Origin of the sequence: Alistipes putredinis DSM 17216 (assembly GCF_000154465.1) — a bacterium.
GTDB lineage: Bacteria > Bacteroidota > Bacteroidia > Bacteroidales > Rikenellaceae > Alistipes > Alistipes putredinis.
In genome coordinates this window covers 55,016-70,607 of the sequence record NZ_DS499581.1, presented here as the reverse complement: position 1 = coordinate 70,607, position 15,592 = coordinate 55,016, and the positions used below count along the sequence as shown (strand labels likewise).

Here is a 15,592-nt window from a genome sequence, read left to right as displayed (position 1 = left end):
AGGTAGGTAGTAGTATATAGAGGATAAGAAAAAAGCATTGCATTATGTCATTCAATAAAGACAATAAAGTGAATAACGGTTACAGCTCCATTTCGATCGGACTGGCTTCGCCGGAAGAGATTCTGGCGCAGTCGAGCGGCGAGGTGCTGAAGCCCGAAACCATTAACTATCGTACCTACAAGCCTGAACGCGACGGTCTTTTCTGCGAGCGTATCTTCGGTCCCGTGAAAGACTACGAGTGCCATTGCGGCAAGTACAAGCGTATCCGTTACAAGGGCATCGTCTGCGACCGTTGCGGCGTGGAGGTGACCGAGAAAAAGGTGCGCCGCGAGCGCATGGGCCACATTTCGCTGGTGGTGCCGGTGGTGCATATCTGGTATTTCCGCTCCCTGCCCTCGAAGATCGGCTATCTGCTGGGTATCCCTTCCAAGAAGCTGGAGGCGATCATCTATTACGAGCGCTATGTGGTAATCAACGCCGGTGCTGCCGCCGAGCAGGGTGTGGAACGGTTGCAGACCCTTTCGGAGAAAGAGTATCTGGACATCGTGGGCGCGCTGCCGAAGGGCAACCAGTCGCTCGATGACAGCGATCCCAACAAGTTCGTGGCCCAGATGGGTGCCGAGGCGATCTATACGTTGCTTCAGCAGGTCGATCTGGATTCCATGTCCTATGCCCTGCGTCACAAGGCTTCGACGGAAACCTCGCAGCAGCGCAAGAGCGAGGCGCTCAAATGCCTGAATGTGATCGAGATGTTCCGTGCTTCGGAAGGCCGGAACAAACCCGAGTGGATGGTGCTGAAGGTGCTGCCGGTGATTCCTCCCGAGCTGCGCCCGCTGGTGCCGCTGGACGGCGGACGTTTCGCTACGTCGGATCTGAACGACCTCTACCGTCGCGTCATCATCCGTAACAACCGTCTGAAGCGTCTGATCGAGATCAAGGCTCCGGAGGTGATTCTGCGCAACGAGAAACGTATGTTGCAGGAGGCGGTCGATTCGCTGTTCGACAACTCGCGCAAGAGCAACGCCGTGAAGAACGAAAGCAACCGTGCCCTCAAGTCGCTGTCCGACTCGCTCAAGGGCAAGCAGGGTCGCTTCCGTCAGAACCTGTTGGGTAAGCGTGTCGATTATTCGGCCCGTTCGGTCATCGTCGTCGGTCCTGAACTGAAGATGCACGAGATGGGTATTCCGAAGGATATGGCGGCCGAACTCTACAAGCCGTTCGTAATCCGCAAACTCATCGAGCGCGGTATCGTCAAGACGGTGAAATCGGCCAAGAAGATCATCGACCGGAAAGACCCCGTTATCTGGGGTATTCTGGAGAACGTCATCAAGGGGCATCCGGTGCTGATGAACCGTGCCCCGACGTTGCACCGTCTGGGTATCCAGGCCTTTCAGCCCAAATTGATCGAGGGCAAGGCCATGCAGCTGCACCCGTTGGCTTGTACGGCGTTCAACGCCGACTTCGACGGTGACCAGATGGCCGTGCATCTGCCGCTGGGCAATGCCGCCATTCTGGAGGCCCAGCTGCTCATGCTCGGTTCGCACAACGTCCTGAACCCCGCGAACGGCGCTCCTATCACCGTGCCTTCGCAGGACATGGTTCTCGGTCTGTACTATATCACCAAGCCCCGCAAGGGCGTCAAAGGCGAAGGCCTTACTTTCTATGGTCCCGAGGAGGCGATCATCGCTTACAACGAGAAGCGGGCCGATCTGCATGCGCAGGTGAAATGTATGGTCAGCGACGTGGACGAGAACGGCAACAAGGTGCGGGTACTGAAGGAAACGACTATCGGCCGCATCCTGTTCAACCAGGTGGTGCCCGAAGAGGTCGGTTATATCAATGAGGTGCTTACCAAGCGTTCGCTGCGCGACATTATCGCCGTGGTGATGAAGAAGGCGGGTGCCGACAAGGTGGCTGCATTCCTCGACGATATCAAGGCGATGGGGTACCAGATGGCCTTCCAGGGCGGTCTGTCGTTCAACCTCGATGCCGTTATTATTCCCGAGGAGAAGGAGAAACTGGTCCAGGAGGGATACGAGCGTGCCGACGAGGTGATCGAATCCTACAACATGGGTCTTATCACCAACAACGAACGCTACAACCAGATCATCGACATCTGGACCAATATCAATACGAAACTCACCAAGACGGTGATCGACACCCTGATCAAGGATGACGACGGTTTCAACCCGGTCTATATGATGCTGGACTCCGGAGCCCGCGGTTCGAAGGAGCAGATCCGTCAGCTTTCGGGTATGCGCGGTCTGATGGCCAAGCCGCAGAAGTCTGGTGTCGAGGGCGGTCAGCAAGTTATCGAAAACCCGATTCTCTCGAACTTCAAGGAGGGTCTTTCGGTGCTCGAATACTTCATCTCTACGCACGGTGCCCGTAAGGGTTTGGCCGATACGGCGCTGAAAACGGCCGATGCCGGTTACCTGACGCGCCGTCTGGTGGACGTTGCGCAGGATGTAATCATCAACGAGGAGGATTGCGGTACGCTGCGCGGTTTGACGGCTACGGCCATCAAGCGCAACGACGACGTGGTGCAGACGCTCTACGATCGCATCCTGGGCCGCACGGCTCTGAACGATGTGATTCACCCGCTCACGGGCGAGGTGCTCTGCAAGGCCGGTGAGGAGATCACGGAGTCGATTGCCGAGGCCATCGAGAAATCGCCGCTGGAGTCCGTCGAAATCCGTTCGGTGCTTACCTGCGAATCGCGTCGCGGCGTTTGTGCGAAGTGCTACGGACGCAACCTGGCTACGGCCCGCATGGTACAGCGTGGCGAAGTGGTTGGCGTCATCGCGGCACAGTCCATCGGTGAGCCGGGTACGCAGCTGACCCTCCGTACGTTCCACGTCGGCGGTGTGGCGGCCGGTACGGCTGTCGAGACCAATGTGGTTTCGAAATACGAAGGTCGTCTGGAGATCGACGAGCTTCGCACCGTGAAGGGCAAGAACCCGCAGGGCGAAGCCGTGGACATCGTCATTTCGCGTCAGTCGGAGTTCCGCATCGTGGATCCCAAGACCGAAATCGTGCTTTATACGCACAACCTGCCTTACGGTTCGATGCTCTATATGAGCGACGGTGCCGAAGTCAAGAAGGGCGACATGATCTGCGAGTGGGATCCGTACAACGCGGTAATCATCTCCGAGCATGAGGGTAAAGCTGTTTATGACAGTGTTATCGAGGGTGTTACTTACCGTGACGAGCGCGATGAGCAGACCGGTCTTTCGGAGAAGGTAATCATCGAATCCAAGGATAAGACCAAGAACCCCGTGATCAAGGTGATCAACAAGGAGGGCGAAGAGGTCAAATCCTACAACTTGCCGGTGTCGGCCCACGTGGTTGTCAAGGACAATGCGAAGATCAAGGCCGGCGATATCCTGATCAAGATCCCGCGTGCCGTCGGCAAGTCGGGCGGCGATATCACCGGTGGTCTGCCGCGTGTTACGGAGTTGTTCGAGGCCCGCAACCCGTCCAATCCGGCCATCGTTTCGGAGATCGACGGCGAGGTGACCTTCGGCAAGATCAAGCGCGGTAACCGTGAGATCATCATCACGTCAAAAGAAGGTGACGTACGCCGTTACCTGGTGCCGCTGTCGCGTCAGATCATCGTTCAGGAGAACGACTACGTGAAGGCCGGCGGTGCGCTTTCGGACGGTGCCATTACCCCGAGCGATATTCTCAATATCCTGGGTCTGACGAAGGTGCAGGAGTACATCGTCAATGAGGTGCAGGAGGTGTACCGTATGCAGGGCGTGAAGATCAACGACAAGCATTTCGAGGTGATCGTACGCCAGATGATGTCGAAAGTCAAGATCGAAGATCCGGGTGATACCCGCTTCTTCGAGGATCAGATCGTCGATAAATGGGAGTTTATGGACGTGAACGACGAGCTTTATGACAAGGTGGTCGTAACGGATGCCGGCGACTCTACGGCCGTACAGCCGGGGCAGATTATCTCGATGCGCAAGTTGCGTGATGAGAATTCGAGCCTCAAGCGTCGTGACCTGAATCTCGTCAAGGAGCGTGATATCGTTCCTGCGACTTCCACGCAGATTCTGCAGGGTATTACCCGTGCCGCATTGCAGACTTCGAGCTTCATTTCGGCCGCTTCCTTCCAGGAGACGACCAAGGTGCTGAACGAAGCTGCGATCCAGGGCAAGGTCGATCCGTTGGAGAACCTGAAGGAGAACGTGATTTGCGGCCACCTGATTCCCGGTGGTACCGGTATGCGGGAGTACGACAATCTGGTCGTAGGATTGAAGGAGGATCTGGAGGCGATTCAGGCTGCCAAGTAATAGATAATTTTTATCATAATCGAACGGGAGCGGACGGAAAGTCTGCTCCCGTTTTTTATGGGGTTTTGTCACCTGCTTCCGGAAGATGGCGGACTTCGTTGCGGAGTTTTTTGGTCGCTTCGCAGTTCAAGCCATGTCGGGCGAATAACCGGGACACCGAATTGTTCTGGCTCGTTTTTGTGGCTGCAATGGAAGAAACCGGATCGAACGAAACTATTTCGGATGTCGATATGATCGGTGGTATGCCGTTGAAAGCTGGCTTTCGATCGGATTATATGGGGAGCAATATGCAAACAGGACGACCGGGTAGGTCGTCCTGAAGAGAAGATAGTAGCTCCACCGCGACTCGAACGCGAATTTGAAGTTTAGGAAACTTCCGTTCTATCCCTTGAACTATGGAGCCTTGTAAAGCTGTCCGGCTTCTTCCCGAAGTCGTTTCGGCCGGGAGGAATCGTTGGCTTTCGATCGGGAAGCGTGTGTCGTGCCGGAGATCCCGATAAACAGAAACAGTGCGTACCGGGAAAGTACGCACTGCAAATATAGTGATTTTTACGGGAAATCGGGGCGGTTTTAGAATTTCAGGTTCACTCCGATAGCGAAAGTGTGCGCCGACAGGGAATAGTTGCCCGAAAAAGGCTGGATCGCCTTGTCGTTTGCCGTGGTATGAGCCTGGATTTTCGCTTGCTCCGGGGCCATTCCGCCTGCGATGAGCTGCCCGTATGTCTGTGCATAGACCGCTTTGTAAGTGAGTGAATTGTAGTAGTCGCACGATCCCGTCCGCTCCGGGTCTGCCGAGGTGATATATCCGTATGCCAGATCGATCGATACGTTTTTGCAGGGGTTGATCGTCACGCCGGCCGTGTAGGATACTTTGGTCATCGAAGGGGTTTCGGGGTTGAGGAAATCGCTCCGTACGGGGCTTTCATCTACGTACATACCCAGGCGTGCCGTGACGAATTTGCAGGCGTGGTATTGGACGCCGATACGGGTGGCCACCGTGTTCTTATAGTTCTTGATGCTCGTCGGCAGATCGTAAACCGATGCCCCGGTCGTCGGGTCGGTAATATCTACGTGGAGCGATTTATAGGCGCTCCACAGGACGTATTGGATGTCGAAAGCCATTTCCCACTTCGGGGTCGGTCGGAAGCCCACGCCCCAAGCGAGGTTGGCCGGCAGCGGGAGTTCCGTTTCGACGCAAGCGCTGCTCAAGTCGGGAATCATTCCCGTTGCCTGGAGGACCTGCCCGATTTCGGGAGAGGCATACAGGAGGTTGGCCGTGCCGCTTGCCACTTTCATCTTCACTTTCGAACGATAGGAGAAACCAAGGGTCCATTCCGGGGTGATGTCCCACAGGATACCTACGTTTACGCCGATCGCAGTTTTGGCGTCGCCTTTGATCCGGGCGGATACCAGGGAGCGATCTCCTGCCTGGGTGAACAGTTCGGCGTATTGTCCCTGCCCTGCGGCGGTCAGCAATCCGGCGATCGTATTGTTCGTCGCTTCGCCGACGGGGAACATGGAGCGCGACAGGTCGAACGTACCCCAGGTGATCGTCATGCCGACACCTACCGAGAGTTTATCCCAGAATTTGTAGGAGATCGTCGGCTGCAATGTATAGGCTTGCAGGTCGATGCTTTGGATCAGATGTGCTCCGACCCAGTTGTCGCCCCAGTTCATAGACGAGCCGTAAGGGGTATAAAATCCCAGGCCGACGGCCAGATTTTTGGTGGCTTTGTAGTTGAAATAGGCGTAGAGCGGCGTCGAAATCTTGTTGTCCGAGTGGGCTTGGATCTGCGGATTGCCCCGGTAGTCGTTGTTCGACAGGTACGTTGCATTGGATTTGATGCCCGTGATGCCGACCGAGAAGGAGAATCGGGAGGTTTGGAAGGCGGTTCCCGCCGGGTTGAAGTAGATCGACTCGGAATTGAGTTTCATACCTGTTCCCACGTGTCCCATTCCCAACTGTTTTGCACTCAAGGTATTGACTTGGTAGCCTTCGGCGCAGACCGCCGTTGCGAACAGCAGGGCCGAGATCGTTAGTAGCAGTTGCTTCATAATCAAAGTTTTAGTTGATAATTTGAAAAATATATTGATTTCTGTGGTAAGTTTATGCGCTCGGACGAGTTTCGGAGCGATTCTCATCCATGCTTTCAAAAATGCTTGTCTTAAAACGGAGCAAAAGTACGAAAACAAAGTCGAGTAGGAAAATATTTTGTTCGTAATTTCTTAAAAAGTGGACTAAAATGGATATAATTGGTCAGAATTGGATTCGATTCGAAAATAACAGGAAAGTAAAATACCGTTGTTCGAGATCAGATTTCATTGTTTCAGGACGTTTTTTTGATCGGGGGACTTGGAATTACCCGGAGGAAAGATTTGGCAGAATCGAAAATCCGTTATACTTTTGCACTCGGAGAGATGGCAGAGTGGTCGATTGCGGCGGTCTTGAAAACCGTTGAGCTGCGAGGCTCCGGGGGTTCGAATCCCTCTCTCTCCGCAAACGACCGGGAGGTCGGCTGGGTTGCAAACGATATTCGTTTGCAACCTTTTTGTTTTTCGGAGGCAACGAATTTATTCGGAGCGTTTCGGGATCGTCCGTAGTGCGGACGGCCGACGGCCGGGTATTGGCAGGGATATGTGGCTCTTCGGTCGGTCGCGGGAAGGCGGGCCGCAACTCGATCTTTGTCTTGTCTGTCGGAAGTTGGGAAAAGTTATTATCCGGGGTTTCGAAATCGACTACCCGGTGACGGACGAGATGTTTGCCCGGCCGGAATAGCGTTTTTTTAGCTGGTGCGGGTATCGGCGTTGTGAAGATTCGTGTTAAAGAAAAAAGCCTCCGTTCGAACGGAGGCTTTTTTCTTGCAGGCGGAAGGATCTACTTCGTAGAAGCGGCTCTCTTCTCCTTGATACGGGCTTTCTTACCCGTCAGGTTGCGCAGGTAGTAGATGCGTGCGCGACGAACCACGCCCTGCTTGTTTACCTCGATGCTCTCGATGTGGGGCGAATAGAGGGGGAAGATACGCTCGACGCCGATGCCGTTGGAGATCTTGCGGATCGTGAACATCTTGGTCTTGCCCGTACCCTTGATCTGGATAACTACGCCGCGGAAGCTCTGCAGGCGCTCCTTGTTACCCTCGACGATCTTGTACGTAACGGTGATCGTATCACCGGCCTGGAACGACGGAACATCCGTCTTGGTCCACATCTGCTCGTTGACGAGCCGGATTACTGCATCCTTGTTCATTGTTGCAACAATTTTTTTGATGATTTCTGCGTTCAACATTATCGCTGTGTTTGCCTACCATGCAGGGATCTTACTCTGCAATCCTCCGAAAATCAACGGATTGATGTTCCCGGTCGTGGCTTCGCACCCAATATAAGAGGTTGATACGGTCCGCAAATATAGAAACTTTTTCCCAAACGGGCAATCGGCTGTCTAAAAAATAGATGACTCCGCAGCCGGACCGATTGTGCGGCGATGCCGGCTGCGGCGGGTGTGGGAGGTGAACGGGTTTCATCTTGAATCGTGTCGGGAGGTGCGGATTGCTTCGACGGGCGGTGCGTATGGATGGCTCTCGAACTTTGAGGCACATGGTTTGCGGTTAGTCTGCAACTCCCTGCCCCGATCCTTTTTGTTTACAATGGAATTTTCCGACGGGATCGGCATGCGGGGAATTTCCCGGGTGCAGGGAAGGAAGTATGTATGTTGTATGGAATATGGGAGGCGGTTCGGACATTCTTTTCGAACGAGTTCGACGAATGTCGCCCGCCTTTTCGTATATTTGTCACTAAAATCGGAGAAAAATATGATGAAAGAGAAGTTGGTATTCGTCACCAACGACGACGGTTACAATTCAAGAGGTATTCAGGCGCTCCTTGAGGTCGCACGCAAGTTCGGCCGGGTGGTCGCCATTGCCCCCGAAACGCCGCAGAGCGGTATGAGTCAGGCGATAACGATCAATAATCCGCTTTTCCTGCGCGAAGTGTCGAAAGGCGACGGTGTGGAGGTTTATGCTTTTTCGGGAACCCCGGTCGATTGCGTGAAGATCGCTTTCGACTACTTTCTCAAGGGCCGCAAGGTCGATCTGGCGCTTTCGGGGATCAATCACGGCTCGAATTCGGCGGCCAATATCCTCTATTCGGGTACGATGGGCGGTGCGATCGAGAGCAGTTTCTACGGTTGTCCTGCCATCGGGCTTTCGCTGGACGATCACAGTCTGGAGGCGGATTTCGAAGCCGCGAAGATTTACAGCGAGCGCATCGTGCGTGCGGTGGTCGAGGCCAATCCCCCCACGCCGTTCTGTTTGAATGTCAATATACCCAAGGGACGGCCCGAAGCGGTGAAGGGTATTCGGGTGTGCCGCCAGAACAAAGGGTATTGGCGCGAGGAGTTTTTCCGTCGCCACGATCCTCGGGGCCGGGAGTATTTCTGGCTGACGGGTGCGTTCGTCAATAGCGAACCCGAATCGACCGATACGGACGAGTGGGCATTGGCGAACGGCTATGTTTCGGTGGTTCCCGTGCAGACGGATATGACCGACTATGCGCAGATGGCTCCGCTGGAGCGGATACTCGGATAGGATTTATCGGACCGGAGGCTGGTGCCGGAGATTGGGCGATCCTGTTTTGCGGCGGAAGCTGCCCGGGGCGTAATTCCGGATTTCGGTCCGAAGTCGGAATTGCCGGAGTCGCAGGAATGTGCCGAGGCGATTTTCGTTCGTTTCGAGGTGAATAGAGGGTGTTTGAACCGGCTGTCCGAAAATAAATTTTCAATTACTCCCGTCTTTTCCTATATTTGTATTCGTGAAGACGGGAAGCGGTTCGGGCCGGTGCGTCGGAGCGGAAGAATTCGAATTTTAGCGGAATATTCAATATGCTGATCAAAATTTTACTCATCGTGGCCATCGTCATCCAGACGATCGCGACTCTGTTCGCCATCCGTTTGATCCGTACGACCAAGTACAATTCGATCTGGATTCTGTTCACCATCGGATTTACGCTCCTTTCCGTCGAACGGGTCGTGCAATTCCTGCGTGCCAACGGTCAGACGCTGCCTTATGAGGTGTTCGTCTGGTTGGGACTGGTCATTTCGATCAGTATGTCGATCGGCGTGATGTATGCCCATAAGCTTTTCAAGTACATCGCCCGGCTCAACCGCCAGCGGCAGTTGCTCAACAAGCGCATCCTGACGGCCGTGCTGCGCACCGAGGAGAAATCGCGGTCGCGTTTCGCGAAGGATTTGCACGACGGGCTGGGGCCGTTGCTCTCGTCGGCCCGTATGTCGCTGTCGGCCCTGCAACGGGAGTCGCTGCCGGCCGATCAGCAGGAGATCATCGGTAATACGACTTATGTGATCGACGAGGCGATCCGCTCGCTGCGGGAAATTTCGAACAACCTTTCGCCGCATGTGCTCAACGATTTCGGCCTGGCGCGGGGCATCCAGAACTTCGTGGGAAAGAGTTCGGCGATGCACGACGTGAAGATCCGTTTCACGACCAACCTTCGCTCGGAGCGCTATGATACCGACGTCGAGGTGATTCTCTATCGTGTCGTTTGCGAACTGGTGAATAATTCGCTCAAACATTCGGGGTGTACGGAGATCAACCTTTCGCTCTCCAAGAGCGGCGATACGCTCGCGCTCGACTATACGGACAACGGACGCGGGTTCAACCCTGCCGCCGTGACCGATTGCGGCATGGGGTTGTCGAACATCGCTTCGCGTATCAACTCCCTGAACGGGCGGTTCGACATCACGAGTGCCAAAGGCGTCGGTATGCAGGCGAAAATCCGGGTCAGCACCCAGGCTGAGTCGGCGGAAAAACTGTAACGATGGAACTTTGCAGAATTATATTGGTGGACGATCACTCGCTGTTCCGCAGCGGGATGCGGGGACTGCTCGACCGGTACGACGGAATTCGGGTCGTGGGAGAGGCTTCGACCGGAGAGGAATTTCTGGCGATGCTGCCCGCGACGGAGGCCGACGTGGTCTTCATGGACTTCGCCATGCCCGGTATGAACGGGGCGGAAACGACGGAGAAAGCGTTGGCTCTGGAGCCCGGACTCAAGGTCATTACCCTTTCGATGTTCGGGGATGAGAATTACTACTCGCGGATGGTTCAGGCCGGGGCCAAGGGGTTTCTGATGAAGGATTCCCCGATGGACGAAGTGTTGCGGGCGATCGAAACGGTGGCGGCCGGAGGCACCTATTTCTGCGAGGAGGTGCTGCGGTCGCTCGCCAGCCGGATGCAGACCGCAGTGTCCGGGTACGAAGGATCCGACGAGCGCCTTTCGACCCGGGAGATCGAGATTCTGGTCTGCGTGTGCCGCGGGCTGTCGAACCAGGAGATCGCCGACGAACTGTTCATTTCGAAGCGCACGGTGGACAAGCACCGGGCCAATATTCTGGAGAAGACCGGATGTAAAAATACGGCGAGCCTGGTGGTTTATGCCGTCAGACACGGCCTGGTGGATGTGCTGTAAGTCCGATGTCGGGCGGAGCGCTGCGATAATTTCGATGAAAACGGGCCTCCTTTCCGGCTTTTTTCGGATTTCCGACGTGAAAATTTTGGAAATAGCGTTCGATTGATTATATTTGCGTGTTGTGAAATTGATTCTGTCCGGTTTCAGACGGGTATAACCTGATAATTGAAATATGAAAAGATTGATTAGTTTATTGGCAGTGGCGCTTTTCGGAGTGGCGCTGGTCGGTTGCAGTGACAACGAGGAAACTACTCCTCCTACCCCTCCTGATCCCAAGCCTGTCGATGTTTACGGCTGGCATATGACCAAATGGGAGGTAGGCGGCGACGATACGAATTTCCCGAAGGAGGTTTATATCGTTTTCGACGAGGAGAAGAATTTCGAAATGTATCAGGACGTCAGCTCGAACGGGTTCGTGAAGATGACGGGTACCTATACTTTCGACGAAACTTCCAAGAAACTTACCGGTAAATATTCCGACGGCGAGAATTGGGCATACGACTATACCGTATCCGGTGTGGACTGGCTTTTCGGCCAGCTCAATCAAGAAACCGGGGAGATGAGCGGTGTCGGCGAAACGATGGTAATGACGGCTGCGGACGACAGCACTTACAAGCTGACATTCGTTTACGGCATCATTCCGGATGAGGTCATCAACTCTGTGATGGTACGCAGCGCCGAAGGCGTACGGATTCTGTAAGTCATACGGGATTCATATTCGACAAAATAAGGACTGTGCAATGCAGTCCTTATTTTATTTTATTTTATTATAACAAGCGATTTGAATCGGAAAATCAGCACGATGATTTTTTCTTGTACCTTTTTGGAATCATGTTTTTTTTGATGTTCTATTCTCAATATGGATATTATAAAAAACAGGGAGATTGGGCCCAAGAGTTGTGTGCCCCGCATCCGTACTGGTATATATTTTTCGGTGTTTGTCTTTGGATTGCGGCATTTGGAATTATTCTAAAAAAATGTCTTGAGTAGGAGGTGGTTTCCGGCAATGGACTTTTGATTGGATAGTTGTCGTTTTACAAAAAACAGGAGTAAAAATCACAAAGATTTTTACTCCTGTTTTATTCGGTCTGAATGTCGGATCCTCTTGTGTTCGCCGGTCGCAGCAGCCGAGGGGATTACAGTTTCCGGCGTAGTTTTTCGGCCTCCTCTTCGTAGCCGGGCTTGCCCAGCAGGGCGAACATATTCTTTTTATAAGCCTCGACTCCCGGTTGGTCGAAGGGGTTCACTCCCAGCAGGTAACCGCTGATGCCGCATGCTTTTTCGAAGAAATAGATCAGGGTGCCGAGGCTGCGGGCGTCGATGCGGGGAATTTCGATCCGCAGGTTGGGGACGCCCCCGTCTGCATGGGCCAGGCTCACGCCCAGTTCGGCCGTATGGTTGATTTCCGAAAGGCGCTTGCCTGTCAGGAAGTTGAGTCCGTCGAGGTTGTCCGGGTCGCTGCCGATCTTCACCCGGTGCTCCGGGGCGGCGACGGAGACGACCGTTTCGAACAGCGTCCGCTCTCCCTCCTGAATGTATTGTCCCATCGAGTGCAGGTCGGCCGTGAAGGTGACGCTGGCCGGGAAGATTCCCCTTCCTTGCTTGCCTTCGCTCTCGCCGAAGAGCTGTTTCCACCATTCGGCCAGATATTGTAATTGCGGTTCGTAGGAGGCGAGTATTTCGATCATGAATCCCTGCTGGTAGAGGATATTCCGTACGGCGGCATAACGGGCTGCGGGATTTTCGTCGAACGGGACTCCGTCGGCCGTCGCCCGTTCCATTTCGCATGCACCGGCCAGTAGGGAGCGAATGTCGATTCCCGCCGCCGCGAGCGGCAGCAGACCCACCGGGGTCAGAACCGAGTAACGTCCGCCCACATCGTCCGGAATGACGAAAGTGCGGTAGCCTTCGCGGTCCGCGAGGGTTTTCAACGCCCCCCGGCTGCGGTCCGTAACGGCGACGATGCGCCGGGCCGCCTCCTTGCGTCCGTAGCGGTGTTCGATTTCGTCGCGGATCAGCCGGAAGGCAATGGCCGGCTCGGTCGTGGTGCCCGACTTGGAGATCACGATGGCCGCGATCGACCGGTTTTCGACGGCTGCGAGCAGACGGGCCAGATAGTCTTCCGATAGGTTCTGTCCGGCGAAAAGCAGAATGGGTTTCGCCGGATGTTCGTGCAGCAGGTTGAACGGGTCGCTCAACGCCTCATAGACGGCGCGTGCACCCAGGTAGGATCCGCCGATGCCGATGCAGAGGATCACCTCCGCCAGGTCGCGCAGACGGGCGGCTTCGGTTTCGATCGCCTGCAACTCCTCTTCGCCGAGGGCGGAGGGAAGCCCCACCCAGCCCAGGAAATCGTTGCCGGCACCTTGGCCGTTGTGCAGCAGCGCGTTGGCGTGCAGGGCTGCGGATTTTTCCTTCTCGGTGATTGCGACATCGGCGCGAATGGGATCGAACGACAGGGTTTTCATGACTGTATTGGTGTTAAATCAGTTTTGTCGTAAGCTCCTGCATGGCTTCCCGAACAGGAACCCCTTTGTAAAGGACTTCATAGACCATATCGGCAATGGGCATCTGCACCTTGTGGCGGGCGTTGATGTGACGGATGCAGTCGGCGGCGAAATAGCCTTCGGCCACCTGGGTCATTTCGTCCAAAGCATCGCGGACCGTGCAGCCGTGCCCGATCAGCAGGCCCAGTTTGCGGTTGCGGCTGTAAACGGAATAGCAGGTCACCAGCAGGTCGCCCAGGTAGGCCGAGGCGCGGGTTTCGCGCTGGTCGGGGTAGCTTTCCCGCAGGAACCGGGCCATTTCCATCGCACTGTTGGAGATCAGCACCGCGAGGAAATTGTCCCCGTAACCCAATCCGACAGCCATGCCGACGGCTACGGCGTAGATGTTTTTTAAGATAGTAGCATATTCGATGCCGTACAGGTCGGTCGAATAGGAGAGTTTGATATATTCGGTGGCGAATTTGTGTCCGATCGTATGCGAATTTTCCGGATCGGTGCAAACCACCGTAAGGTAGGAGAGCCGTTCGAGCGAAACCTCTTCGGCATGGGAGGGACCGGTGATGATGCCCAGTTGCTTGAAAGAGAGGTCGTAATGGTCGTGCATATACTCCACGACGGTGGTGTAGTCGTCCGGGACGATGCCTTTGATGGCCGAGATGACGAATTTCTCCTTGAGCGGAACGGTCAGCGTTTCGAGCGTCTTTTTCAGGTAGGCCGAGGGGCTGGCCAGGATGACGATGTCGGCCTCGGAAACCACCCGGTCGAGATCGTCCGAGGGGTTTATGCGCGTGCGGTCGAACCGTACGTTGCTCAAATAGCGGGGATTGCGACCCTTGTCGCGCAGGCTTTCGAGCACCTCCGGATTGCGGACGTACCAACCTATCGAGGGTTCGTTTTCGGTCAATACCTTGGCGAGCGCCGTGGCCCAGCTTCCGTATCCGATCATGGCGCATCTGGCGCCGCTGCCTATCTTGTGGTCCATAAGTTTTCGGAATAAAATTTTCTTTTCTACAAAAGTAAATAAAAAACGGGAAAGGACACATAATTATCCTTCTTTTCCCTACCTTTGTAGAGGGTAAGACGCACTCGGCAGAAAAAACAAACGAATTTGTTTTATTCTGCTTTCATTTTCATTACCTTTGTTCCTGATGTATTGACACGGATTTCACGGGCAGGCGAAGGCTTCTGGGAAAGAAAGTCAATATTTTGATTATCAGAAATTAATAGATTATAATATAGAGAGAGGAAAGCAGAGTACTATGGGACTTTTTTCACTGACACAGGAGCTGGCTATCGACTTGGGTACGGCCAATACTTTGATTATTCACAACGGGAAGGTCGTGGTGGACGAGCCTTCCATCGTGGCGTTGGACGTACACACCGGTAAACTGGTGGCTATCGGTACGCAGGCCCGCCAGATGCACGAGAAGACCAATCCGAACATCAAGACGATCCGTCCGCTGAAGGACGGCGTGATCGCCGATTTCAACGCTACGGAGTTGATGCTGCGCGGCATGATCAAGAAAGTCAAGACTTCGGGCAATCTCTTCGCTCCCTCGATCCGCATGGTGATCTGCATTCCTTCCGGCTCGACCAATGTCGAGATCCGTGCCGTGCGGGATTCCGCCGAACATGCCGGGGGGCGTGAGGTCTATATGATTTACGAACCGATGGCTGCGGCGCTGGGTGCCGGTCTGGATGTCGAAGCACCGGAGGGCAACATGGTGATCGACATAGGCGGCGGTACTACCGAGATCGCCTGCATTTCGCTCGGCGGCATCGTTTGCTCCGAGTCGATCAATGTCGCGGGCGATGTCTTTACCAACGATATTCAGAGTTACGTGCGCCAGCAGCACAACATCCGTATCGGCGAACGCACGGCCGAGGCGATCAAGTGTTCGATCGGTGCGGCGCTCACCGAGCTGGACGAAGAGCCCGAGGATTACGTGGTGACGGGTCCTAATATGCTTACCGCCCTGCCGCAGACCGTGTCGCTCAGCTACGGTGAAATCGCCTATGCACTGGAGAAGTCGCTCGTCAAGCTGGATGCGGCGCTGATGAAGGTGCTCGAAACCATGCCGCCGGAGCTGTATGCCGACATCGTGAAGAACGGCATCTACCTGGCCGGCGGCGGTGCGCTTATCAAGGGGCTGGACAAGCGTCTGAATGCCAAGACGGGTATTCCGTTCCACGTGGCCGAGGATCCCTTGCGTGCTATTGCGCGCGGTACGGGTATCGCGCTGAAGAATATCAACCGTTTCTCGTTCCTGATGAAATAACGAAGCTGCGGAAGCTTTCCCG

The 15,592-nt window shown here is 54.8% G+C and carries 10 protein-coding genes and 2 tRNA genes; 7 read left to right on the top strand and 5 right to left on the bottom strand.

What is annotated here, in order from left to right; all coding sequences use genetic code 11:
- Positions 1-44 precede the first annotated feature (44 nt).
- Positions 45-4,304, top strand: a complete 4,260-nt coding sequence (gene rpoC / locus ALIPUT_RS11270; protein ID WP_004330118.1) for a DNA-directed RNA polymerase subunit beta' — start codon at positions 45-47, stop codon at positions 4,302-4,304.
- A gap of 331 nt (positions 4,305-4,635) precedes the next feature.
- Here rpoC and ALIPUT_RS11265 read toward each other — a convergent pair.
- Positions 4,636-4,707, bottom strand: a tRNA-Arg gene (locus ALIPUT_RS11265).
- Between the two features lie 167 nt (positions 4,708-4,874).
- Positions 4,875-6,359, bottom strand: a complete 1,485-nt coding sequence (locus ALIPUT_RS11260) for an OmpP1/FadL family transporter (protein WP_040293972.1) — start codon at positions 6,357-6,359, stop codon at positions 4,875-4,877.
- A gap of 357 nt (positions 6,360-6,716) precedes the next feature.
- Between ALIPUT_RS11260 and ALIPUT_RS11255 the strand changes: the two genes are divergently transcribed.
- Positions 6,717-6,801 (top strand) — tRNA-Ser (locus tag ALIPUT_RS11255).
- A 378-nt stretch (positions 6,802-7,179) separates the two neighbouring features.
- Here ALIPUT_RS11255 and rplS read toward each other — a convergent pair.
- Positions 7,180-7,548 (bottom strand): 50S ribosomal protein L19, encoded by a 369-nt coding sequence (gene rplS / locus ALIPUT_RS11245; protein ID WP_022460438.1) that lies wholly within the window; start codon positions 7,546-7,548, stop codon positions 7,180-7,182.
- Between the two features lie 562 nt (positions 7,549-8,110).
- Here rplS and surE point away from each other — a divergent pair.
- The 4 genes from surE (at position 8,111) to ALIPUT_RS11225 (ending at position 11,484) form a co-directional block, all read left to right on the top strand.
- Positions 8,111-8,884, top strand: a complete 774-nt coding sequence (gene surE / locus ALIPUT_RS11240; RefSeq protein WP_040293968.1) for a 5'/3'-nucleotidase SurE — start codon at positions 8,111-8,113, stop codon at positions 8,882-8,884.
- A 293-nt stretch (positions 8,885-9,177) separates the two neighbouring features.
- Positions 9,178-10,131, top strand: coding sequence for a sensor histidine kinase (locus ALIPUT_RS11235; RefSeq protein ID WP_004330111.1), 954 nt, complete (start codon positions 9,178-9,180; stop codon positions 10,129-10,131).
- Between the two features lie 2 nt (positions 10,132-10,133).
- A complete protein-coding gene (locus tag ALIPUT_RS11230) occupies positions 10,134-10,784 on the top strand; it encodes a response regulator (RefSeq protein WP_004330110.1) in 651 nt (216 codons plus the stop codon).
- A 172-nt stretch (positions 10,785-10,956) separates the two neighbouring features.
- Entirely contained in the window at positions 10,957-11,484 is a 528-nt protein-coding gene (locus tag ALIPUT_RS11225) for a hypothetical protein (protein WP_004330109.1), read from the top strand.
- 436 nt (positions 11,485-11,920) lie between these two features.
- On the opposite strand, the gene ALIPUT_RS11220 is transcribed toward ALIPUT_RS11225, so the two are convergent.
- Both ALIPUT_RS11220 and ALIPUT_RS11215 read right to left on the bottom strand, forming a co-directional pair.
- Positions 11,921-13,252 carry a glucose-6-phosphate isomerase gene (locus tag ALIPUT_RS11220; RefSeq protein WP_004330107.1) on the bottom strand — a complete coding sequence of 444 codons (1,332 nt, stop codon included), beginning with the start codon at positions 13,250-13,252 and terminating at the stop codon, positions 11,921-11,923.
- A gap of 13 nt (positions 13,253-13,265) precedes the next feature.
- Positions 13,266-14,273: an NAD(P)H-dependent glycerol-3-phosphate dehydrogenase gene (locus ALIPUT_RS11215; protein ID WP_004330106.1), complete on the bottom strand. Its 1,008-nt coding sequence runs from the start codon at positions 14,271-14,273 to the stop codon at positions 13,266-13,268.
- A 277-nt stretch (positions 14,274-14,550) separates the two neighbouring features.
- Here ALIPUT_RS11215 and ALIPUT_RS11210 point away from each other — a divergent pair, with 277 nt between their 5' ends.
- A complete protein-coding gene (locus tag ALIPUT_RS11210) occupies positions 14,551-15,570 on the top strand; it encodes a rod shape-determining protein (RefSeq protein WP_004330105.1) in 1,020 nt (339 codons plus the stop codon).
- Positions 15,571-15,592 lie beyond the last annotated feature (22 nt).

Coding starts and splice junctions, on each gene's coding strand:
- rpoC (WP_004330118.1), top strand. CDS start 45: ATGTCATTCAATAAAGACAATAAAGTGAATAACGGTTACAGCTCCATT.
- ALIPUT_RS11260 (WP_040293972.1), bottom strand. CDS start 6,359: ATGAAGCAACTGCTACTAACGATCTCGGCCCTGCTGTTCGCAACGGCG.
- rplS (WP_022460438.1), bottom strand. CDS start 7,548: ATGAACAAGGATGCAGTAATCCGGCTCGTCAACGAGCAGATGTGGACC.
- surE (WP_040293968.1), top strand. CDS start 8,111: ATGATGAAAGAGAAGTTGGTATTCGTCACCAACGACGACGGTTACAAT.
- ALIPUT_RS11235 (WP_004330111.1), top strand. CDS start 9,178: ATGCTGATCAAAATTTTACTCATCGTGGCCATCGTCATCCAGACGATC.
- ALIPUT_RS11230 (WP_004330110.1), top strand. CDS start 10,134: ATGGAACTTTGCAGAATTATATTGGTGGACGATCACTCGCTGTTCCGC.
- ALIPUT_RS11225 (WP_004330109.1), top strand. CDS start 10,957: ATGAAAAGATTGATTAGTTTATTGGCAGTGGCGCTTTTCGGAGTGGCG.
- ALIPUT_RS11220 (WP_004330107.1), bottom strand. CDS start 13,252: ATGAAAACCCTGTCGTTCGATCCCATTCGCGCCGATGTCGCAATCACC.
- ALIPUT_RS11215 (WP_004330106.1), bottom strand. CDS start 14,273: ATGGACCACAAGATAGGCAGCGGCGCCAGATGCGCCATGATCGGATAC.
- ALIPUT_RS11210 (WP_004330105.1), top strand. CDS start 14,551: ATGGGACTTTTTTCACTGACACAGGAGCTGGCTATCGACTTGGGTACG.